Annotated in this window: 21 protein-coding genes; 14 read left to right on the top strand and 7 right to left on the bottom strand. The window is 60.5% G+C overall.

Annotated elements, in window-relative coordinates; translation table 11 throughout:
* Positions 1-209 precede the first annotated feature (209 nt).
* Genes VFG26_RS04745 through VFG26_RS04765 form a run of 5 tightly spaced genes read left to right on the top strand, consistent with a single transcriptional unit; the run spans position 210 to position 6,348 of the window.
* Positions 210-1,496, top strand: a complete 1,287-nt coding sequence (locus VFG26_RS04745) for an imelysin family protein (protein ID WP_325022764.1) — start codon at positions 210-212, stop codon at positions 1,494-1,496.
* Positions 1,497-1,543: 47 nt separating this feature from the next.
* Positions 1,544-3,007, top strand: a complete 1,464-nt coding sequence (locus tag VFG26_RS04750; RefSeq protein WP_325022766.1) for a multicopper oxidase family protein — start codon at positions 1,544-1,546, stop codon at positions 3,005-3,007.
* Positions 3,004-4,179, top strand: coding sequence for a di-heme oxidoredictase family protein (locus VFG26_RS04755; RefSeq protein ID WP_325022768.1), 1,176 nt, complete (start codon positions 3,004-3,006; stop codon positions 4,177-4,179). Before VFG26_RS04750 ends, VFG26_RS04755 begins: the two co-directional genes overlap by 4 nt.
* Positions 4,176-5,246, top strand: a complete 1,071-nt coding sequence (locus VFG26_RS04760) for an imelysin family protein (RefSeq protein ID WP_325022770.1) — start codon at positions 4,176-4,178, stop codon at positions 5,244-5,246. Before VFG26_RS04755 ends, VFG26_RS04760 begins: the two co-directional genes overlap by 4 nt.
* A complete protein-coding gene (locus VFG26_RS04765) occupies positions 5,236-6,348 on the top strand; it encodes a DUF1513 domain-containing protein (RefSeq protein WP_325022772.1) in 1,113 nt (370 codons plus the stop codon). Before VFG26_RS04760 ends, VFG26_RS04765 begins: the two co-directional genes overlap by 11 nt.
* Here VFG26_RS04765 and VFG26_RS04770 read toward each other — a convergent pair.
* Together VFG26_RS04770 and VFG26_RS04775 are read right to left on the bottom strand one after the other, a co-directional pair.
* Complete coding sequence (locus VFG26_RS04770) at positions 6,327-6,938, bottom strand: nucleotidyltransferase family protein (RefSeq protein WP_325022774.1); 612 nt, start codon at positions 6,936-6,938, stop codon at positions 6,327-6,329. The two genes, VFG26_RS04765 and VFG26_RS04770, sit on opposite strands and share 22 nt — an antisense overlap.
* Complete coding sequence (locus VFG26_RS04775; RefSeq protein ID WP_325022776.1) at positions 6,935-7,963, bottom strand: XdhC family protein; 1,029 nt, start codon at positions 7,961-7,963, stop codon at positions 6,935-6,937. Before VFG26_RS04775 ends, VFG26_RS04770 begins: the two co-directional genes overlap by 4 nt.
* Before the next feature lie 70 nt (positions 7,964-8,033).
* Here VFG26_RS04775 and rimO point away from each other — a divergent pair, with 70 nt between their 5' ends.
* Entirely contained in the window at positions 8,034-9,425 is a 1,392-nt protein-coding gene (gene rimO / locus VFG26_RS04780) for a 30S ribosomal protein S12 methylthiotransferase RimO (protein WP_325022777.1), read from the top strand.
* Here the strand turns inward: rimO and VFG26_RS04785 are convergent.
* Complete coding sequence (locus VFG26_RS04785; RefSeq protein ID WP_325022779.1) at positions 9,422-10,339, bottom strand: cation diffusion facilitator family transporter; 918 nt, start codon at positions 10,337-10,339, stop codon at positions 9,422-9,424. The two genes, rimO and VFG26_RS04785, sit on opposite strands and share 4 nt — an antisense overlap.
* A 243-nt stretch (positions 10,340-10,582) precedes the next feature.
* On the opposite strand from VFG26_RS04785, the gene VFG26_RS04790 reads away from it, so the two are divergent.
* Positions 10,583-11,413, top strand: a complete 831-nt coding sequence (locus tag VFG26_RS04790; RefSeq protein ID WP_325022781.1) for a metal-dependent hydrolase — start codon at positions 10,583-10,585, stop codon at positions 11,411-11,413.
* On the opposite strand, the gene VFG26_RS04795 is transcribed toward VFG26_RS04790, so the two are convergent.
* From VFG26_RS04795 to VFG26_RS04810, 4 genes are all read right to left on the bottom strand, one after another.
* A complete protein-coding gene (locus VFG26_RS04795; protein WP_325022783.1) occupies positions 11,410-12,045 on the bottom strand; it encodes a TetR/AcrR family transcriptional regulator in 636 nt (211 codons plus the stop codon). The two genes, VFG26_RS04790 and VFG26_RS04795, sit on opposite strands and share 4 nt — an antisense overlap.
* A gap of 293 nt (positions 12,046-12,338) precedes the next feature.
* Entirely contained in the window at positions 12,339-12,941 is a 603-nt protein-coding gene (locus tag VFG26_RS04800; RefSeq protein WP_325022785.1) for a TadE/TadG family type IV pilus assembly protein, read from the bottom strand.
* Positions 12,942-12,968: 27 nt separating this feature from the next.
* Complete coding sequence (locus VFG26_RS04805) at positions 12,969-13,553, bottom strand: TadE/TadG family type IV pilus assembly protein (protein ID WP_325022787.1); 585 nt, start codon at positions 13,551-13,553, stop codon at positions 12,969-12,971.
* Between the two features lie 145 nt (positions 13,554-13,698).
* Positions 13,699-14,196 carry a pilus assembly protein N-terminal domain-containing protein gene (locus tag VFG26_RS04810; RefSeq protein ID WP_325022789.1) on the bottom strand — a complete coding sequence of 166 codons (498 nt, stop codon included), beginning with the start codon at positions 14,194-14,196 and terminating at the stop codon, positions 13,699-13,701.
* A 557-nt stretch (positions 14,197-14,753) separates the two neighbouring features.
* Between VFG26_RS04810 and VFG26_RS04815 the strand changes: the two genes are divergently transcribed.
* The 7 genes from VFG26_RS04815 to VFG26_RS04845 all read left to right on the top strand — a co-directional run bounded on the left by VFG26_RS04815 (position 14,754) and on the right by VFG26_RS04845 (position 20,631).
* Positions 14,754-14,942: a Flp family type IVb pilin gene (locus VFG26_RS04815; RefSeq protein WP_325022792.1), complete on the top strand. Its 189-nt coding sequence runs from the start codon at positions 14,754-14,756 to the stop codon at positions 14,940-14,942.
* A 201-nt stretch (positions 14,943-15,143) separates the two neighbouring features.
* On the top strand, positions 15,144-15,320 hold the full coding sequence (locus VFG26_RS04820; RefSeq protein WP_325022794.1) for a Flp family type IVb pilin: 177 nt from the start codon (positions 15,144-15,146) through the stop codon (positions 15,318-15,320).
* A gap of 67 nt (positions 15,321-15,387) precedes the next feature.
* Positions 15,388-15,918 carry an A24 family peptidase gene (locus VFG26_RS04825; protein ID WP_325022796.1) on the top strand — a complete coding sequence of 177 codons (531 nt, stop codon included), beginning with the start codon at positions 15,388-15,390 and terminating at the stop codon, positions 15,916-15,918.
* 171 nt (positions 15,919-16,089) lie between these two features.
* The gene (gene cpaB, locus VFG26_RS04830; RefSeq protein WP_325022798.1) at positions 16,090-16,896 is read left to right on the top strand and encodes a Flp pilus assembly protein CpaB; all 807 of its coding nucleotides are present in this window, start codon (positions 16,090-16,092) and stop codon (positions 16,894-16,896) included.
* Between the two features lie 42 nt (positions 16,897-16,938).
* Complete coding sequence (locus VFG26_RS04835) at positions 16,939-18,555, top strand: type II and III secretion system protein family protein (protein WP_325022800.1); 1,617 nt, start codon at positions 16,939-16,941, stop codon at positions 18,553-18,555.
* An 18-nt stretch (positions 18,556-18,573) separates the two neighbouring features.
* The gene (locus tag VFG26_RS04840; RefSeq protein ID WP_325022802.1) at positions 18,574-19,314 is read left to right on the top strand and encodes a CpaD family pilus assembly protein; all 741 of its coding nucleotides are present in this window, start codon (positions 18,574-18,576) and stop codon (positions 19,312-19,314) included.
* Positions 19,315-19,329: 15 nt separating this feature from the next.
* Complete coding sequence (locus tag VFG26_RS04845; RefSeq protein ID WP_325022804.1) at positions 19,330-20,631, top strand: CtpF protein; 1,302 nt, start codon at positions 19,330-19,332, stop codon at positions 20,629-20,631.
* Positions 20,632-20,633: the final 2 nt, after the last annotated feature.

The raw sequence follows: 20,633 nt of genomic DNA on the forward strand, positions 1-20,633 counted from the left end.
TTACCCGGTCCGCGCGGCCGCGGCGCAAAATTCGTTCGACTTGCTTGTTTCACAAATCTTATCGCTGTGGCAAGGGGCAGGGCGGCTGCGAGTTCACTTGACAGATGGCCTCTCCCGCATTCTATACAAGCCCGGTAAATAATCGGATCCAGGATCCCTCGCACCCTCTTTTTGGGGCCGCCCTCAAACCACCCTGCATGGAGACCGAAATGTCGAAAAAGGCGTTTGCATGGGCCTGCGCAACTCAATTGGCGCTGGCGGCTCTCTTCATAGCCGGGACACCTGCCGGGGCGGCGCCTACGACTTCGGAAATCATCAAGAATTACGGGGACGTCGCGGAAGCGATGTACTCCGATGCGCTGGCCAAGGCCCGGGATCTCGACAAGGCGATCGATGCCTTTCTCGCGGCGCCAAACGCTCAAACCTTGGAAGCAGCTCGCGAGGCATGGAAGGCGTCGCGCATTCCCTACATGCAGACGGAAGGCTTCCGATTCGGCAACAAGATCGTCGACGATTGGGAAGGCAACGTAAACTCGTGGCCGCTTGATGAAGGCTTGATCGATTACGTCGATCAGGCGAGCTACGGCGACACCAAGGAAGAAAATCCTCTCTACACGGCCAATATCATCGCCAATAAGAAGATTCGTCTTGGACCCAAGATTCTTGACGCTTCCAAGATCGACAAGGACGTCATCGCCAAGTTGAACAGCGCTCTCGACGTCGAAGCCAACGTCGGCACGGGTTATCACGCAATCGAGTTCTTGTTGTGGGGCCAGAACCTTCACAAACCCGGCGTCAAGGCAGGCGAGCGGCCGGCCAGCGACTTCGATCTCAAAAACTGCACGAACGCCAACTGCGATCGCCGCCGCGATTATCTGAAGGCTGCGTCCGATCTGCTCGTCGATGATCTCTCGGACATGGTTGGCAAGTGGAAGCCGGACGGGGAGGCGCGCAAGGCCATCGCGCAGCAGAACGAGAACGCGCAGCTTTCCATCATTCTGACCGGAATTGGCTCCCTCTCTTACGGTGAACTCGCCGGTGAGCGCATGAAGCTCGGCGTGCTGCTGCACGATCCGGAAGAGGCGCATGACTGCTTCTCGAACAATACGCATAACAGCCATTATTACGATCAGGTCGGCATGATCGCGCTGTGGAACGGCAAATACGAAGGGCCGAGCGCGAAGAGCGGTCCAAGCATTGCCGAACTCGCGCGCGAGAAGGCGCCGGAAGCCGCAAAGCGCGTCGATGAAGCGATGGCGCTGACGCTCGAGAAGATGCAGGCGATCAAGACCAAGGCCGAATCTGGCGGAATGCTCTACGATCAGATGCTCGAAGCCGGCAACGACGAGGGCAACAAGCTCATTCTTGACGGCGTTGATGCTCTGGTCGCCCAGGCCCGCGCCATCGAAGCCGTCGTTGCTGCTCTGGGCCTCAAAGTAAAGATCGAAGGTTCCGACAGCTTGGATGATCCGAGCAAGGTCGCCGGGGCGAAATAGTTGATCCATCCCGCTACGAGTACTCTCGCGTTCGATGAGGTCTTGGCATGGTGACACGCAGGGACCTCATGGCTGGGGCTGCAGGCTTCTCCGTCGCCGCCGCAGGGATTTTTGCGGTCGGGCGTCGGTTCGAAGCCCACGCGGGTGGCTTGCAAAAAGTCATCGCGCAGCCTGAAGCCGAGGGCGTTAAGGCCGTCACGTTCGATCTTGCCGAGCGGCCGACGGCGCTTCCGTGCTTCAACGGCCGCACGCTGCCGTTGTGGACGTTCGAGGCCGGAACGACGTTTCCGATCGTGCGCATGAAGCTCGGCGAGCGCCTCGATACGGTGTTCAAGAACAACCTGCCGGTCGCGGGCGAAGTCGCGACAATCCACTGGCACGGCCTTCGGATTCCGAATGATCAGGACGGCGTGCCGTACATGACCCAGCAGCCGATCGCGCCCGGCGCTGAAGGCCACTATTCCTTCGTGCCGCCGGACACGGGTTCGTTCTTCTTCCATACCCACTGCAACTCGGTCGAGCATTTCGGCCGGGGTTTGATTGGTGCGCTGATCGTCGAGGGCGACGAGATCGAGCCACCGGACGCCGAAGCCGTGCTTCTGATGAAGGACTGGCACATCGGGCCCGATGGCAAGTTCCTGCCGTTCAGCACGGATGAGGGCGCGGCTCGCGGCGGCACGCCCGGCACGGTCCGCTCCGTCAACGGCGAGGCATCTCCCGTCATCACAGTTCCCTCGTCGGCCGACGTGCGCATCCGCTTCTATCATCTCGACCCGATGCGCGTTTCCGACATCGGCTTTGAGAATGCGGAAGCCGCGATCATCGCGGTCGACGGCAACGGCGTGACGCCCATTCCGCTCGAATCCTGGCGGATGGGCAGCGCCATGCGGGTTGACCTTCTCCTTCGTTCTGCGCCGCCGGGACATTCGGTAAAGCTCTTCGATTACTTCTCAAAAGAGCCGTACCTGCTCGCCGAGTTCAAGTCGGAGGGAGCCCCCAAGCGCACCGCGCCGTTCAAGGCCACGCCGCTCAAAATGATGCCGTTCGAAAAGCTCGACGAGGCTTCGGCGCAGCGCATTCCCGTCGAGTTTTCCGCGACGCCGACTGGCGCGTCGATCGCAGCGGCCGGCGCGGTATCGGACATTCAGATCGGGCCGCTCTGCCTGACGAAGCGAACGTTTTGGGCCATCAACAAGCAGGCGTGGCCCGGCGCCGATCACAAAGAACTCGGGCCGCCGCTTGCGGTTCTCAAATCCGGCAGCAGCTATATCTTCGAGCTGAAGAACACGACGCCGCGCGCGCATCCGATCCATATCCACGGGCACATGTTCGAAGTCTTGAGTTCGAGCCTTCGTCAGCTACCGCGCGTCCACTGCGATACGGTGCTGCTCCTGCCCAAGGAACGGATCGAGGTCGGCATCGTCGCCGGGGATCCCGGAAAGTGGATGTTCCATTGCCATATTCTCGAACATCAAGAGACGGGCATGATGGGTTACATCGAGGTCGTGTGAACGTCGTGCTGCGCGTCTCGATTGCCCTCCTGTGCGCGGCCATCGCGCCCGCAAATGCGGCGCATGCGGATCAACTGGACGTGCCGGTCGGCAAGGCGCTGTTCGATAGGCTATGGATTCCCGCGCCCGCCTCGACGAAAGCAACCGACGGGCTCGGGCCGCTCTTTTCTTCGCGTTCGTGCACCGGCTGCCATGCGCGCGGCGAGGGAGCGCGGGTTGTGACGCGTGAGGACGGGCAGGCCGATATCGCCGGCGCTGTTGTGCGTTTCGGCAAAGCGGATGGCACGACGGATCCCTATTATGGGCTGCAATTGCAAACGAATGCGGTGCCGAAGCTGATGCCCGAAGGCGAGGCGCGGTTCCTGCCCAGCCTTCAGTATAAGCTGACGGGGCCGCCGCTCGCCGATGGCGTGCACACCAGTGCGCGGCTGGCGCCGCCGCTTTTTGGGAGGGGCGCGTTCGATGACGTCGCAGACGAAGAAATTTTGAAACGTGCCGATCCGGATGATCGAAACGGCGACGGTATCAAAGGACGCGCGAACATCACCCCGCGCGGCATCGGCCGTTACGGGTGGAAAGCGGCGCATGTGACGCTCGACGATCAGATCGCGCATGCCTTCGCCATCGACATCGGCTTATCCAGTCCGAAAATGCCGTTCCCGAACGGCGACTGCACGAAGCTCGAAACGGAATGTGCGGCGCTGCCGAACGGCGAGAGCGCGGCGTTCGACGGACGTGAGATTTCCACTGCGATGCTGGGCTATGTCAAAAGTTATATCCGGACGCTGCGCGCACCGGACGAAGCCGCGGATTCTGCCGGTGCCAGCCTCTTTGCCGCCACGGGGTGCGCGCAATGCCACGTTCCGGCGCTCACCACGCGCGATGGGCGGCAAATTCCAGCCTTCACCGATCTCCTTCTTCACGATATGGGTCCGGGGCTCGATGACGGCGCGGGCGAGCCGGGCGTCAAATCATCGGAATGGCGTACCGCACCGCTCATCGGTCATCGCGTGCCTGCCGAGCAGCGGCGCTTCCTCCATGACGGGTCGGCAGCGACCGTGGAAGAAGCGATAGGGAAACATGGCGGAGAGGCTGAGCGCAGCCGCGATCTCTTCGTGGCGCTCTCGCCGGACGACAAGAAGCGTCTCGTCGATTATGTGAACGGGTTATGATGATAAGAAAAGCGACGCTCGCCGGGCTCTTCACTTTCGCATTGGCCCTTCAAACTGCTGGTATCGCGGTCAGCGAACCCCTCAGTCACGAGGGGATGGTCAAGGCCGCGATCGAGCAGCACATCGTTCCCCACTTCAATGCCTTGAAAGCCGCGGCCGAGCCGCTGCCTGCCGCCGTCGCCAACGTCTGCAAAACGGGTTCGCCGGAAGTCAACCGTGCGCTTTCTGACCAGTTGGCGAAAACGGTGGTGGCCTATGCGGGTGTCGATTTCCTGCGCTTCGGGCCGATGCTCGAGAAAGGCCGCCGCGAGCAGCTTTCGTTCTGGCCCGATCCGCGTGGATATGTGTCGCGGCAGATGCGCCTCATTCTGACTAAGCAGGATGAGGCTCTCGCGCAGCCCGGCGCCATCGGCAAGCAGAGTGCGGCTGTCCAGGGGCTCACCGCGCTCGAATACTTGATCCGCGATGAGGAGGCGCCGCTCGGTCCGGACGCGTCTGCGCGTTATCGCTGCCTTCTCGCTGAGGCCATTGCCGGCAACATCGTGCGGCTCACGAGCGAGCTGGCGGAAGAGTGGGAGAAGCCCGGCGGCTGGGCGGAGAAGATGCTCAAGCCCGGGCCCGAGAACGATACGTACAAGAGCGCCGACGAAGCGGCCGTCGAAGTCGTCAAAGCGCTGATCGTCGGCATATCGCTGACGGCTGACGTACAAATGAAGCCGCAGATCGATCCCAAGATCCGGTTGAAGCCGCCCTACGACAAATCGGGGCTGCAAAAGCCGTACTACACCGCCACCGTCACTTCGCTGCGCCACCTTTACAATGCGCTGCAGCTGGAAAGCTGGCTGCCCGCTAACCGGCGTTGGATGAAGGATTGGGCCAACGGAACGTGGCGCACGCTCGAATCGAGCGACGGTGCTGGCGGGCGCGCGGCGCATGCGGAACGCGACGATGCGCCAACGCCACGAGAAGTTTTCGACCGCGCGAACGCGCTCCGCAACATGGTTGCCAACCGGCTGGCGGTGACGGCCAAGCTCACAGTGGGGTTCAATGAACTCGATGGCGATTGATCGCAGATCATTGCTTCTCGGCACGCTGGCGTTCGTCGGCACGGCGCGCCTGCAGGGGGCTTTTGCCGCCGCCGGCGCGAGCGCTGACGACATTGCCTATGTGAGCGCCATGCGGCATGCGCAAGGGAGCTACGGCGTGCTGCTCCTTCGCGCCGATGGGTCCGTCGTTCGCGAGGTTCCGCTGTCGGGCCGGGGCCACGACATTGCCATTCATCGTCCTTCAAACCGGGTTGCCGCGTTCGCGCGGCGGCCGGGCTCGTTCGCCGTTGCTTTCGAGTTGGATAAGAACAGTCCGCCACATATCTTCACGCCCGGCGATGGGCGGCATTACTTCGGCCACGGCAGTTTCTCGCAGGACGGGCGGCTGCTCTATGCTTCGGAAAACGACATCGAGACCGGCATGGGCGTGATCGGCATCTACGATGTTGCGTCCGGCTTCAAGAAGATCGGCGAGCATTCAAGCTATGGCACCGGGCCGCACGAGATCATGCTGCTGGCGGATGGACGGACGATTGCGGTCGGGAACGGCGGTCTCGATACGGTGCCGGACGCTGGCCGCGTCAATCTCAACGTCGATGAGATGGAGCCGTCGTTGGCGTTCGTTGATGCCGTGACCGGCAAGCTCATCGCCAAGCACGACATGACGGGCGAGCTGCAGTCGCTTTCCATCCGGCATGTCACTCAGGACGCTGCGGGTCTTGTATGGTTCGGCGCGCAGTGGGAGGGCAGCCCGAGTGAGACGCCGCAGCTCGTCGGCAGCGCGGGGCCGGACCGGGCGCTGAAGCTGATCGAACCGCAGGGCAAGGGCGGCAGCGATCTCAAGGGCTATATCGGCTCAATGGCCGTCAGCTCGGATGGGCTGACGATCGCGGCGAGCGCGCCCAAAGCGGGGCACGTGCTCTATGTCGATACGCGGACGGCCAAAGTCGTCGGCCAGAGCGATCTCAAAGACGTGTGCGGAATCGCGCCTGAGGGCGCGGAGAATTTCGCGGCGTCCTCGGGCTTCGGCGTCATTCGCTATGAGACGCCGCGGGCTTCGACCATCACAGAGCGCGAGCTGCAAGACGTCGCGTTCGACAATCACTTGCGCCGGGTCGGCTGAACTTCGCCGATATAGGTCTGAAGGTCGGCGCGCGTGTCGATGTCGGTGAAGGCGCCCGGTTCATCCCACGTGACGGGGTGCCAAAGGTTCCGGTGTTCAGCGAGGATCGTCCTGCCGCCGGAATCTCCCGATACCGCTTGCAGCGCCGGGAATAGGGCTTTTGGCCAGATGATCGGATGACCGCGGCGGCCGTCGCTCATCGCTGGAAAGACGATTGCGCCGGGGTCGGTCTCAAAGGCCGCTATCAGCGTATCGACAAGGCCGCTCGTTATTCCCGGCATGTCACCGAGGGCAACGAGCACCCCGTCCGCGGTTTGACTGACGCTGGCGAGCCCGGCGCGCAGCGAGGTCGAGAGCCCTCCGGTGAAGTCCGGAATTTCGACTTGCCGCCAGCGGCCTGATCCCGCGGCACGCGCCACCGCGTCGTCTCGCCCAGCTGTTACCAGAACGATGTCATCGATCTTGGATTGGGCGAGGGCGGCGCAGACGTGGGCAATGATCGGCACGCCGCCAATTTCGACGAGCAGCTTATGACCATCTTCGAAGCGCGATGAGCGTCCGGCAGCGAGGATGATCGCGGCGAGCTTCACGCGGGCGCTTTCCGGAAAGCCTGAATGATCTGCGCGAGGATGGATGTCGCAATTTCGCCCGGCGTCTCGGCATCGATATTGAGTCCGACGGGGGCGTTGATGCGGGCGATGTCGTCATCAGTGAAGCCCAAAGCCTTCAGCCGTTCCACGCGCTTGGCGTGCGTGCGCCGCGAGCCCAGAGCGCCGATGTACCGGCACGGCGACTTCAAAGCGATGGCGAGCGCTTCATCATCGATGTGGTCGACGTGGGTCAGCGTCACGACGGCGGAGAACGGATCGGCCGCCATTTCGCGGAAGCGGCCTTCGGGCCATCCGGCGATGATCTGTGATGCCTCGAAACGCGCGGTGCTCGCAAATGCCGTTCTCGGGTCCAGCACCTTGACGTCATAGCCCGACGCTGTCGCCATCGTTGCCAGATGTTGAGCGATATGCGTTGCGCCGATGATGACGATGCGCGGTGGCGGCGTCAGCGCATGCAGGAAATACTCGCCGCTGTCATCGACGCCGCTGCGGCCGCGCCGGACAACGTCGGCGATTGCTGTCTCCGCTGCTGCCGAACCATTGCGGATTTCGCGGCTGCCGTCGGCGAGGCGCGTCGCCACCACGATCGGCGTGCGGTGGGCTGCGGCTTCATCCAATCGCTCGATGAAATCAAGGTCGGCTGCCGGATCGAGGCGCGAAACGTAAACACGCAGCTTGCCGCCGCAGGCGAGGCCGGCGCGCCAGGCGATTTCATCGGCAATTCCGAAACTCAAGGTTTCGGGTTTGCCGGTTTCGATGACGTCGAGGCTGGCCGCGATCACATCCGCTTCGATGCACCCTCCGGATACCGAGCCCTGGAATTCGTCGATACCGGCGATTGCCATCTGACCGCCTGTGCGGACGGGCGCTGAGCCCCAGGTATCAATGACCGTGGCGATGGCGACAGGCCGGCCGGCTTCGAGCCAAGCCTTTGCTGCCGCCCGCGGATCGGTGATCGGAGCATTGGTTTTGGCGGCAACTTGATCAGTTTGCAGGTCGGTCACGGGGCATCTCTGAGGGGCTGCTACAGTGTCGCGATTGCGCTTGTGAAGCCCGGAGGCTAGAAGCGCGAACATGGCGAGACCCTCTGTAAAGATCAAGGCAAAGGCAAGCGCAAAGGTCCGGCGGCTGGCGCATGGCTCCGGTGCGCCGCAGCCGCGCGCGCCCAAAGTCGGGTTCGTTTCGCTCGGCTGTCCGAAGGCGCTGGTCGACAGCGAACGCATCATCACCAAGCTGCGGTCGGAAGGCTATTCGATCGCGCGGGATTATTCGGGTGCCGACGTCGTCGTGGTGAACACGTGCGGGTTTCTCGATTCCGCCAAGCAGGAAAGCCTCGACGCCATTGGCGAAGCGATGAACGGCAATGGCCGCGTCATCGTCACGGGCTGCCTCGGCGTCGAGGAGGGCCGTATTCGCGAGGCGCATCCGGGCGTTCTAGCCGTGACCGGTCCGCATCAATACGAGCAGGTCGTCGAAGCGGTGCACGATGCCGTGCCGCCGCTGCACGATCCATTCCTCGATCTCGTGCCGCCGGAAGGACTGCGGCTCACGCCCCGCCATTACGCGTATCTCAAGATTTCGGAAGGCTGCAACAATCGCTGCACCTTCTGCATCATTCCGTCTTTGCGCGGCGATCTTGCCAGCCGGCCGGCCAACCACGTGATGACTGAGGCCGAGCGCCTCGTGAACGCCGGCGTCAAGGAGCTGCTCGTCATCAGCCAGGATACGAGCGCCTACGGTCTCGATCTGAAGTACGCGGAAAGCCCATGGAAGGGCGGCCCGCTCAAAGCACGCTTCCTCGACCTGTCGCGGGCGCTGGGCGATCTCGGCGCGTGGGTGCGGATGCATTATGTGTATCCCTATCCGCACGTCGATGAGGTCATTCCGCTGATGGCGGACGGAAAAATCCTGCCTTATCTCGACATTCCGTTTCAGCATGCGTCTCCGTCCGTGCTGAAGGCGATGCGCCGTCCGGCCTCGCAGGAGAAGACGGCGGAACGGATTCGCCGCTGGCGCGATGTCTGCCCGGATCTCGCCATCCGCTCGACGTTCATTGTCGGCTTCCCGGGCGAGACGGACGAGGATTTCGAGTTTCTGCTCACCTGGCTCAAGGAAGCCAAGATCAACCGCGCGGGTTGCTTCAAATATGAAGCCGTCGATGGCGCACCGGCCAATGCGATCGAGGGTGCGGTTCCCGAAGAGGTGAAGGAAGAGCGCTGGCATCGCTTCATGGCGGCGCAGAAGGACGTCAGCAGCGAACTCCTGCGCGCGCGCGTCGGCTCCGAGATCGACATCATCATCGATGAAGTCGATGAAGACGGCGCCATCGGACGCTCGAAGTGGGATGCGCCCGAAATCGACGGCAACGTGTTCTTGAACGGCGAAGACGGACTGAAGCCGGGTGATGTGATCCGCGGCAAAGTCATCGAAGCCGATGAATACGATTTGTGGGCGGTACGCGCTTAAAGCGGTACGGCCCCTGAGGCCTCCGGCTTCGCCTTGTGATCCGGCTCGACGTGGATCACGACTTCCGAGCCTTCGATGCTGCGTTCGATCGAATGCTCGATGCGATCGCAAATATCGTGCGCTTCGTCCACGCTCATCGAACCCGGCACCACGAGGTGAAATTCGATGAAGAGCGCGCGGCCCGCTTGCCGGGTGCGGATATCATGGGCCTCGAGTGCGCCGTGGCCGTTCGCCTCGATCACGCCGCGGATGCGGCCTTCGATTTCCGGGCTCGCCGCCTGATCCATCAATCGCGACATGGAGTCGGTCGCGATCCGGTACCCCATGTAGAGAATGTGTAGCGCCACGGCACCTGCAAGCAGCGGATCGAGGATGTACCAGCCCGTCGCCACGGCGATGGCGAGCCCTGCGACGACGCCGACCGAGGTGATGACATCGGTAAAGAGGTGCTGGCCGTCGGCGACCAGCGCGGGCGAACGGTGCGTTGTACCCCAACGGATGAGAGCCCATGCCCAGCCGCCGTTTATGACCGTCGATAGAACGCTGATCGCGAGGCCGAGACCTGGCTGCTCGAACACGACGCCGTGCACGAGGCCTGAGTAGGCTTTGTACAGGATGAGCAGCGCGGCAATGGCGATCATCGCGCCTTCGAACATGGCCGCGATGAACTCTGCCTTATAATGACCGAAGGGGTGATCGGAATCCGGCGGTTTCGAACTCCAGCGGATGGCACCGTAGGCTGCGAGCGCGGTCATGACGTTGACGATGCTCTCGAGAGCATCGGAGAAGAGCGCCACGGATCCCGAAACCGCGTACGCGACATACTTCAACGTCACGACCGTCAGCGAGACGGCGATGTTGATCGCAGCAATGCGTGCGATGAGGTCGTGCTTCGTTCTGGTGGCGGAGGACATTAAGAGCGGTTTTCCGTCAATGGCAGCGCATTTGGTCTCATATTTCGAATCGCTGCGCCACATGGGGAGAGAGCGTCTTGACTGCCGCGGCAGTCATAATGTGCTGACCCGGCTTATCCACATTTGTGCCGCGCTGGGCCCTCGTCCGCGCGGAGCGAATCTGATGCTCCATTACCCCAGGAGAGGTCCGCCAGCCAGTCCTAACGTCTGGGCTTCCACGCGGGCATTGGGTTTGGGGCAGCCATGGCGAATTTCACCACTCACATTGCGATTGGTACCGTCGTCACGGGTGCGCTTGCAACCCTGACATTGGCCGCAGACGTCGTCGCCCCGCAGAATCTCGTCGCAGTAACCTTGGCTGGCGTGCTGGGTTCCGTGCTGCCTGACATCGACCTGAAAGACTCGCGGCCAAGCCGAGCCATGTTCGCGGGGCTCGCCATCTTCTTTTCATTTGCGGTGCTGTTCAACGCGGCAACGGAATACTCGATTGCGGAGCTTTGGGTGCTGTGGCTCGGAACGCTGCTCCTCGTGCGATACGGCTTGCATTCGGTCTTCCATCGCATTTCCGTTCATCGGGGGATCTGGCACTCGATCCTCGCCGCGGTCTTCTCATCGATTGCGACAGCGATCGTATTCCGGCATCTGCTCGGAAAACCCGATGGCGTTGCCTGGCTTGCTGCCGTGTTCATGTTCGTCGGCTACATCACCCACCTGACGCTGGACGAGATCTACTCCGTCGACGTGATGGATACGCGCATCAAGGCGTCGTTCGGCACGGCGCTGAAATTCATCGACCGCAGGAACGTCATGGCGTCCGCAGCTATGGCGTGCGCGACCGCCGTCGCGATTATGCTGTCGCCACAGACCAGCACGTTCGTCGATGGGCTCAGCTCGCGGAGTATGTGGACGGGCCTGCAACAGCGCATTCTTCCGGCCGGCAAGTGGTTTGGGCTCGTCAATGGACCGCACGTGGCCAGCCGGAAGGCGGACGAACCGCGCGGCATTACAACGGGCTCAATCGGTGGTGATGGTCAGGAGACCAAAGCGGCACCGGAAGAAGTGATGCAGCGCTAGCTTCGCGTGGAAGCCACATCGCTGACGCGCGCGGTGTCGCTGCGCAGACCTTTCAGAAAGAGCGTCGTCAATTCCCGGGCATAGGATTGCGCGGTGGCCGGTGTGAGGTAGACGCCCTTTTCGGTCGCGGCGATCGCCGTGATGCCGTTAAGGCCTGCCCACAGGGCGCGCGCCATTGCTTCCAGAGATGCCCGCGGCGCATTCGGGGCAATCGGCTCCAGCGCGGTTCTGACGATGTCGATCAGGCTGTTCGTATAGTCGTGAAGTAGCGCGGGAACGCTCGTTCCTGGCGGCAAGCTGTGGGCGAGGAACAAATTCCACATGCGCCGATTGACGAGTGCGAAATCGACGTAGCCATGTGCGAGGGCTTCGACATTCTTGTCGCTGTCGGGTCCGAGCGGAACGCGCTTCATATGATCAAGCGTGCGACCCATCAGCTGAACTTGCAGGGTCAACAGAACGTCGTCCAGGTTTTCGAAGATATTATAAAGGGTGCCCGGGGAGTAGCCGATCATGCGCGCGATTTCTCGGGCAGACAGGCCCGTGATACCGTTCCGCTCTACGATTGTTTGTGACGCGTCGAGAATGAGCTGCCGCAATTCCTCTGGCGAGTGTACGGATCTTCGTCCCATACGTTCACGATCCCCGGAAAGCTTTTAAACAATCTGTACTGAATGGACGTAACCTGGACAAGGGAGGGTCCGTACACCGATAGTGCGCATTACCCATTTGTAAGCGCCGGGCGAAGGAATAAAATTCCTTGGCGCTTCGCGGTTCGTGGGGGCGCGGATAATGGAATGCTCTTCGTCAGAGCGCCGGAGGAACAATTTCCTCAGTACCCTGATTAATCAAAAAATGTATAAATAATGGGGGATTGATGGTGCGCGAAGCGCACATCGCCGCGAAATTTGCGGGAATGGCTCTTTTAGGCCGGGCAAGTCGTGTTTTGCGTGGCCTGGCCGTACAAAACGGAGCCGTAGCGCGGGGCGAACGTGATTCTATCCGTCCAGGTCATCCGACTCATGAATTTCGGCAGAAGGTTCGCGAGGAGCGGAGTATATTGATACTTCGCATCGATGATGATTGCTGCATCCCCCTTCGAGAGAAGGTTTGGAGGGACGATACTGTTTGAAGCGTAGGTGAGCGTGCAGGGCTGAACGGTCATGTTGTTGTACGCGTAAGACCATTCAACTCGCGACTTGTTTGCGTCGTCGCTTTTTGCCCGGAACTGGTAGATGCCCATCTGCAGCGACGAAGACGAGTAGGGCGCCATCGCTTGCTGGGCAGCTGTCATGAGAGATGTCAGCTGAGCTTTCGCTTCCGCGGTGTTCGTGCCGAGCTGCTGTTCGCGCGCCACGAGGTCGCCGATGATCGCGGTCGCCTTCTGAAAGCGCTGATGCATGATCAGCGCGCGTGTGACTTCGAAGGTGCCGAAGGTCATGAGCATGAGCAGCGGGGCAATGAAGGCGAATTCGACGGCAGCGACTCCCGCAGTGTTCCGGCGGAAGCGGCGAAGCAAATTCGACAATCGGCAGCGGCTGCTATGATGCATGGTTCAATTGTTCGCATAGGGTTCGCTGCGGAACGCGGTCGCCGCCTGCAGCATCGTTGATCCATCCGGCGCATTTCCGAATTTGAAAAAGGGAAGAATCTTCGTGAAATTCCATTTGTAGCAGGTGGTCACAAACACGACCTGGCTTGCGGTGCCGGTGTGCTTAGCAATCAGGTCAGTCGGCACCATGAGCTTATCTTGATTGCTGTTGTCGTTCAGGCAGTTGATAAGCGTAGGCTTATCGTTCCAGCCTGTTGACGCCGCCGCGTACACTTTCAGTTTGTTGCAGTCGACCCAACTGCCTGCGCCCGAGCAAATGGTTTTTCTGAATTGTTCGACGGTCATCTTTGCGGTGACGGCTTGGCCTGTCCGCACGAGCCGCGCGGCTTGATCCAGCCCCTTCTCGATCGAGTTCGTCATGAAGAAGTAGAAGGCGCAGCCCACGAGGCAAAAAATGAACATGAAGAAGGGCGTGACGACGATTGCAAACTCGACGGCCGTGGCGCCGCGGTCGTCGCGTTTCAAGCGGCCGAGGCTGCTCGCCAGTTTAGCCTTCACAAAGCCAGCGATTGGTCCGCGCAGAAGCATCCGCCCCTCATTAAACTCATACTGATGAGAGGTAGTCCTGGAACATTAAAAGCGTATTTATCGAAAGGTCTTTTGTTTCGCGCGGTTCACAAAGCGTTAAACGAAACACGGCGGCCCTCGAAGGCTGCCGCGAGAAGGCACATGCCTACTGCTGATTGGCTCCAGTGCTTTGATCGGATACGCCGGCTGAAAATGCCGTCTTGTCAGTATTGGCCTTCTTGACCGTATCGAAGAAGTCTTTCTCGTCCCCGATAGTCAGGGTGGGCTCGCAGTTTGGCGTGCAGGCGTACGTGAAGCGCTGCGTGCCTTTATGAAGATTCACGACGCGGCGGTCGTCGCGTTCCACCATCACCCGCTGATCCTGGATGACGTTGTGGTCGTTATCGAGGGCGATAATGTTCGTTATGCCGAAAGTCTTGCCCGTCACGACAAGCAGGTTGCCGTCCTGAAGCGTCACGTCTGCGATCGAGGGATTGCCGACAATGATTTCGGATGCGGGCCTCGGCAGCCGCAGCAATTGCGATTGGTCGTAGCGAACGATGAGGTCCGCGGCGGCGCCTGGCGTCGCAAGCAATCCCATGAGGCTCGCGCAGGCAATGGCCCGGATAGAGCCAACCATCGTCGCGGGTGAGGTGAAGTTCATGGGCATGCGGCATCCGATGTGTCGAAGAACGAGATAATTACCGCACGAATTGGTGAATGAACTGCAAACAGCCGTCCCACAGCATGCAGCTCCGCCTTCCGTCTCGGCGTTCACAAGGCTCAATGGCGTTAAAAGGTTACTTGGGTTGGATGTGCCCCTCAGAAATCCAAGCGTGATCATCCAAGCTCAGCAGAGTTTCTGCGCTCACCGCCAAGGTACTCCAGCAAGATGGAATACCTGATCAAAGCCTACTGTGATCCCGGAAGATCTAACAATTAAGCAGTATTAATTACCACTTTCTCTCTTGCTCCTCGTTTTTACTAGTAAAACAGAACATGGTAAGTAATATTACAAGATTATTTACCGATATATACTTATAGTTTTGGAGCGATGAGCCGTTATCATTTGATTTTTATGTTGATCATCCGAGAACTTTGTCCAGTTTTACCTGGCTTTAATCTTTGAAGCTTACGGTCAGTTTCAGCTCAGCGGATGGACGGAAACCGCCGGTGAGCCAGGATCGGACATACAATCAAGACCAGTTTGGGAGAGTACATATGAATGTGTTTTCGCGTTTCGTGTCGGACGAGTCGGGTGCAACGGCTATCGAATACGGCTTGATCGCCGCTATCGTCGGCGTCGGCATCATCGCCGGGCTTACCCCTCTTAAGAACGCGCTGGTTGACACCTTCACCGACGTTGGAACGTCTCTGACGACGGGCGCCGCTCCGGCCGGCGGCGGCTGATAAGCAGCAGACTTTGCGAGAAGCGCTTGCGCTCGGAGAAACAAGCTCCGGGCGCATTTTGTTTTAGCCGCCAGGCCAGCTTGTTTGATTTTACTTCAGCAATTTTCGCGGCTTTTCTAGTCTACCACCGAAGATTAAGACCTCTGAGTTAGCATCGTTCAGTACGTTGATGAGAACGACAGCAGAAGGATGTCTTCAGGCATGCGCGACAACCTTATCCGGGGCTTTCTCCAGGACCAAAACGGCGCCACGGCGATCGAATATGCACTGATCGGCAGCATCGTCAGCATCTCTATCATTGGCGGCCTCACGCAAATATCGACGGACTTGCAGGAAAAGCTCATCAACGTCTCCTCCTATTTCTCCCCGTCAGACTGAGGCGGGCACAGGCCCTCTTGGCCATTAGCGCCACTTTTACTCAAACGCTGCATCCTCCAGCGTCTGTGTGAATTTTATTCAGGTCGCCTACATGACGTCGCTCGCCTCGCTTTTCCTCATGACGTTTCCCGTCGCGATGGCCTTTGCCGCAGCGAACGATCTTTTCACGATGAAAATACCGAACAAGGTCTCATTGGCGCTGGTTGGCGGCTTTCTCGCCGTGGCCGCGCTAACGCCCATGCCGCTCGAGACGTTCGGCATGAACTTGGGGATCGGCTTTGCTGTCCTGGCGCTGACGTTTTCGCTCTTTGCTCTCAATCTGCTCGGGGGCGGCGACGCAAAGCTGATTGCAGCAGGAAGCATCTGGATCGGATCCAATCACATTTTCGAATACTTGGCGTTCATTGCTGTGTTCGGCGGAATTCTTGCGCTCGCGATCCTTGTTTACAGAAATTGGTTTCCGGCGCAGGCGTTTGCTCTTCCCGGCTGGGCGCAGCGGCTTCATTCGCACAAGGGGCCCATTCCCTATGGCATCGCGATCGCGGCCGGTGCGCTCGTCGTCTTTCCGAGGACGGACATTTTTCTCTCGCTCGTGTGAGGCTTAACTGATTGGGTTCGTGAGCGGGACGGAGCGTTACGCTTTGATAACTGTCCCTACAACCTTCTTGCGGCTTAGCCTCGCTTCGGCACGACAATTAACCTCAAATTGACAATTGGCCGTCATCGTTCTGAGCAGATCTCTTTGTGATCTCGAGGGACTAAGGGGCGGATGAAACGGGCTCAGCTCATTGGATTTTCGGTAGCTCTCGGTGCTGCCGTGCTCGCCTATTACGTCGCGAGTTCGTTCGTTCGGCCGCCGCCAGCTCCGGTCACCGTCGAGAAGACCGTCAACAGCACTGAGGTTCTTGTCGCCGGATCGGACATTCCCGTCGGGCAGATCGTCAACGAGGGAAGCTTTCGCTGGGTCGCTTGGCCCTCTGAGGCCGTCACGCCAAGCTACATCACTAAGCAGACGGGCGGCGTTGCGATGATGCGCGATCTCTCCGGTTCGGTGGCGCGTTCGCCGCTGCTCGCGGGCGAGCCCATCACCACGCAGAAGCTGATCAAGGCTGGCCAGGGCGGCGTTTTGGCCGCGATCCTGCCGCAGGGCATGCGCGCCATCTCGACGAGGATCAAAGCCGAGACGGCTGCCGGCAGCCTGATCCTTCCCAACGATCATGTCGACGTCATCCTGATCCGTCAGGTGCGCAACCGTAACAATCAGGAAGAGAGCGTATCCGATACTCTTTTCCGTAACGTCCGGGTGATGGCCATCGGCCAGCAGATCGAGACGAAGGAAGGCAAGAAGGCAGCCGACAGCTCAGCGTCGACGGCGACGCTCGAGCTGACGCCGCGGCAAGCCGAGATGATGGCGCTCGCCAATTCGATGGGCGAAATCACTCTATCGCTTCGCAGCGTTGCCGATTTGAGCACTGATCCGGCACGTGCCGGCAGCCTCAATCTGGATAAGCCTAAAAACAGCTCCGTGCGCATCGTGCGCTACGGATCGAAGTCGCGTGTGTATGGCGTTAACTGAGTAAGAGTCCAAGTCAGTGGTCGTCTTAAGGTGCAGGGCCTCATGCGCAGGAATTCCGGGTTTTCATGGCGCGCGCGATTGCGCGCCATCGCGATGCTTGTCAGCGGCGCGCTCATCCTTTCGGGGACAGCGGCGCAACCGCAGGAATACGAGGGGTCCTTTCGCGACATCGCTGGCACGGGGCAGCATCAGTCCTTCATCCGTATTCAGGATACCGGCGGCCCGATCCGAAAGAGCCTCAAGATCGGCATGGGCAAATCGGTCTTGCTCGAATTCCCACGTGACGTTCGAGACGTGATGGTCTCGAACCCCGCGGTCATCGACGCCGTGGTGCTCAGCGCCAACAGGGTCTTCCTGCTTGCCAAGGGCCCCGGCGAAGCCAATGCGTTCTTCTTCGATACGGCCGGCGAGCAATTCGCGACGATGGAACTCTACATCGAGCGGGAATCGGCTGGACTGCAGGCGCTCCTCAACCGGGTTATCAAGGGCGGGTCGATCAAGGTCGAGATGCTCAACCAGACCGTCATTCTGACGGGAAGCGTCAAGAGCCCTCTCGATTCTACGCGCGCCGGCAACATTGCCGCGCAGTTCGTTTCCCAGAAGCTCGTGAGCACCTCCATCAACGTCAAGGAGGGTGTTTCGACTGCGGAAAGCGATAATAACGAGCTCAAGCAGCCTGTGATCAACATGCTGACCGTCGAAGCCGAAGAGCAGGTGATGCTGAAGGTGACGGTCGCCGAGGTTCAGCGTACGGCTCTCAAGCAACTCGGCGTCAATCTCGGCGGCGTCCTGCAGTCGGGAAGTTTCTCGACCACGCTGCTCACCGACAATGCGCTTCCCATCTCGGCTGCGCAGGGTCTCGGATCGCTGCCGACCTTCGGCATCCCCGCCGCCGCGGGAGCGGCGTGCGCCGCTGGTGCGCCGATCTGCCCGTTCAACCCCGGTCCCGGAGCCGGCTCTGTCGGCAATAGCGGTCTGATTTCCGGTTGGGGCACGGGCGCGAACCGGATCCAGTCTGCCATTCGCGCGCTGGAACGGGATGGGCTGATCCGGACGCTCGCCGAGCCGAACCTCACCGCCATCTCGGGCGAGTCGGCGGAATTCCTCGCGGGCGGTGAAGTGCCCTACGTTACGGGTGTCGACACGCAAACGGGCGTCAGCTCCGTCGATTTCAAGAAGTTCGGCGTGCAGCTTGCTTTTACGCCGGTCGTCCTGTCAGAGGGCCGCATCAGCCTCAAGATCGATACGAGCGTCAGCGATATCTCGCGGTTCGTCGGCAACAACCCGGTGTTCGACACGCGGCAAGCGAAGACGGTGGTGGAACTGCCGTCCGGCGGATCGCTCGCGCTTGCGGGTCTCATCAACACCAAGACGCAGCAGAACATCGACGGGTTTCCGGGCGCTAAGGACATTCCAATCCTGGGCACGCTCTTCCGCAGCCGCGACTTCCAGAATCAGGAGTCGGAACTCGTCGTTATCGTCACGCCTTACCTCGTGCAGCCGACGTCTCGTCAGCAACTCGCAGCGCCGACGGACGGCTTGGCGCCAGCGACTGACCTCAAGGCGGATTTTCTCGGTCACCTCAACCGCATCTACGGCAAGAGCGAAATGATGCCGTCGGGCGGTCTCAAAGGTGACTACGGTTTCATCGTCGAATAGCTGGGGCGCAGACGCATCATGCAGATTAAGTGCACGACCGAACGCCTGGCGCGAACGATGCGATCGGGTACCGTTAAACTCCTTGTCGCCGCGCTCATTCCGATGATGGTCGCGGGGTGCCGGCAAGATGCGCCTGGGCCGCGCGTCGCCGGCTGGACGCTCATCGATCCCGAGCAGCGGCATCCGATCCTGGTGTCGCAGCAGCCTGCATCGCTCAACTTGAAGGTTGCGGCGAGTGCTGAAGGTTTGACGCCGATGCAGCGGGCGCGCGTCCTTGAGTTCGCCGGACGGAGCAAGGCAGCCGATGCCGGCAACAGCCGCATCGTCATTTCGGCCCCCGGCGGATCGATGAACGAGAGCGCTGCGATGCAAGCTGCCGACGAGACGCGCCAGCTGATGATCGAGAGCGGTTATTCGGAAACGGCGATTGCGGTTGAGGCCTATCACGCCGACAGCCGCGAGGCGCCTCTGCGGCTATCCTACATGCGCTATGTCGCCGAGGCGCCGGAGTGCGGCCGCGACTGGTCGGAGAATCTCGCCCGGAACTATCAGAACACGCCCTATCCAAACTTCGGCTGCTCGTCGCAGCGCAATCTCGCGGTCATGGTGTCCAATCCCTCCGATCTCCTGGGACCGCGAACGATGACGGGCCGCGATGCGAACCGCCGGGATGACATGTACAAGAAATACGTTTCGGGTGCGGCGCTCGGCGCTGAGGCTGAAAAAGCGGCCATCAAAGCCGCCACCGGCGGCAATTAATCTCGCGGAGACGACATGTCGAGAAACGCTTCAGTGAGTTCAAGCGAAGAGCCGTTCTTCGAGGATGCTCAGTCGCCCGATCTTCACCCGGCAGATCGCGCCCGACCCATTCCGCGCATTTCAGTGCAGGCATTCTGTGACGACGCTCAGGTGGCCGAAGCCATCCAGTCTGCTGCCGAAGATCGCCGTTTATCAAAGGCGCATGTCAGTGTTCACATGGGTGGCATCGGCGCTGCCATCGCGCATTATCTCGATAGCCCGACGCCCAATCTCATCATGCTCGACAGCGCGCTGAAAGCGAGCCAGCTGCTTGCCGACCTCGACCGGCTGGCAGAGAGCTGCGATCCGGGGACGAAGGTCATCGTCGTCGGGCGGCATAACGACGTCGTTCTTTACCGCGAGCTTTTGCGGCGCGGCGTTGCCGAATATCTTGTTGCACCGGTCGATCCGATGGCGCTGCTCGAGAGCATTTCCAACCTCTACAACAATCCTGAGACCGATCCTGTCGGTCACGTCTTCGCGTTCATCGGCGCAAAAGGCGGTGTTGGTTCTTCCACCATCTGCCACAACGTGGCGTGGACGATGTCGGAGATCTTGAAGTCGGACGTGACGATTGCCGATCTTGATCTGGCGTTCGGAACCACGGGTCTCGATTTCAACCAGGACCCGGTGCAAGGCATTGCGGAGGCTTTGGCCGCACCGGAACGGCTCGACGATCAATTGCTCGATCGTCTGCTCACGAAATGCTCGCAGCACCTTTCGATCTTTGCGGCGCCCGTCGTGCTCGACCGTGACTACGAGATATCTCCTGAAGCCTGCTCCATCGTGATCGACGTGGCGCGCCAGAACGTTCCGTTCGTAGCCGTCGATCTTCCGCACGGCTGGTCGCCGTGGTCGAAGCGCGTTCTGCTGCAGGCCGACGAAGTCGTCATCACCGCGGTTCCCGATCTCGCGAACCTGCGGAACGCGAAGAACATCGTCGATCTTCTGAAAACGGCACGGCGGAACGATGAGAAGCCGCATCTCGTGCTCAACATGGCGAATGTGCCGAAGCGTCAGGAAATCAGCGTCAAGGAATTCGAGCAGGCGCTGGGTCTCAAGGTCATGTCGGTCATCGACTACGATTCGGAAACGTTCAGCCAGGCGGCCAACAACGGCCAGATGATTGGCGAGTTCAGCTCGAAGGCGCGCGCCATCGAGCAGTTCAACGATTTGGCATACAGGCTTACGCGCCGCAAAGACGCAAAGGTGGAGAAGCCGAGTTCGCCGTTGTCGGCCATCGCGCCGATCCTGGAGAAATTGAAGCTCAAGCGTTGAGG

This window comes from Hyphomicrobium sp., from assembly GCF_035687085.1.
Classification (GTDB): Bacteria; Pseudomonadota; Alphaproteobacteria; order Rhizobiales; family Hyphomicrobiaceae; genus Hyphomicrobium_B.

Bases quoted from the DNA above. Each gene is read 5' to 3' on its own strand.
- VFG26_RS04840 (WP_325022802.1), top strand. From the start codon at position 18,574: ATGCAGATTAAGTGCACGACCGAACGCCTGGCGCGAACGATGCGATCG.
- VFG26_RS04820 (WP_325022794.1), top strand. From the start codon at position 15,144: ATGCGCGACAACCTTATCCGGGGCTTTCTCCAGGACCAAAACGGCGCC.
- VFG26_RS04815 (WP_325022792.1), top strand. From the start codon at position 14,754: ATGAATGTGTTTTCGCGTTTCGTGTCGGACGAGTCGGGTGCAACGGCT.
- VFG26_RS04835 (WP_325022800.1), top strand. From the start codon at position 16,939: ATGCGCAGGAATTCCGGGTTTTCATGGCGCGCGCGATTGCGCGCCATC.
- rimO (WP_325022777.1), top strand. From the start codon at position 8,034: ATGGCGAGACCCTCTGTAAAGATCAAGGCAAAGGCAAGCGCAAAGGTC.
- VFG26_RS04765 (WP_325022772.1), top strand. From the start codon at position 5,236: ATGGCGATTGATCGCAGATCATTGCTTCTCGGCACGCTGGCGTTCGTC.
- VFG26_RS04750 (WP_325022766.1), top strand. From the start codon at position 1,544: ATGGTGACACGCAGGGACCTCATGGCTGGGGCTGCAGGCTTCTCCGTC.
- VFG26_RS04745 (WP_325022764.1), top strand. From the start codon at position 210: ATGTCGAAAAAGGCGTTTGCATGGGCCTGCGCAACTCAATTGGCGCTG.
- VFG26_RS04845 (WP_325022804.1), top strand. From the start codon at position 19,330: ATGTCGAGAAACGCTTCAGTGAGTTCAAGCGAAGAGCCGTTCTTCGAG.
- VFG26_RS04760 (WP_325022770.1), top strand. From the start codon at position 4,176: ATGATGATAAGAAAAGCGACGCTCGCCGGGCTCTTCACTTTCGCATTG.
- cpaB (WP_325022798.1), top strand. From the start codon at position 16,090: ATGAAACGGGCTCAGCTCATTGGATTTTCGGTAGCTCTCGGTGCTGCC.
- VFG26_RS04795 (WP_325022783.1), bottom strand. From the start codon at position 12,045: ATGGGACGAAGATCCGTACACTCGCCAGAGGAATTGCGGCAGCTCATT.
- VFG26_RS04785 (WP_325022779.1), bottom strand. From the start codon at position 10,339: ATGTCCTCCGCCACCAGAACGAAGCACGACCTCATCGCACGCATTGCT.
- VFG26_RS04805 (WP_325022787.1), bottom strand. From the start codon at position 13,553: ATGCTTCTGCGCGGACCAATCGCTGGCTTTGTGAAGGCTAAACTGGCG.
- VFG26_RS04790 (WP_325022781.1), top strand. From the start codon at position 10,583: ATGGCGAATTTCACCACTCACATTGCGATTGGTACCGTCGTCACGGGT.
- VFG26_RS04810 (WP_325022789.1), bottom strand. From the start codon at position 14,196: ATGAACTTCACCTCACCCGCGACGATGGTTGGCTCTATCCGGGCCATT.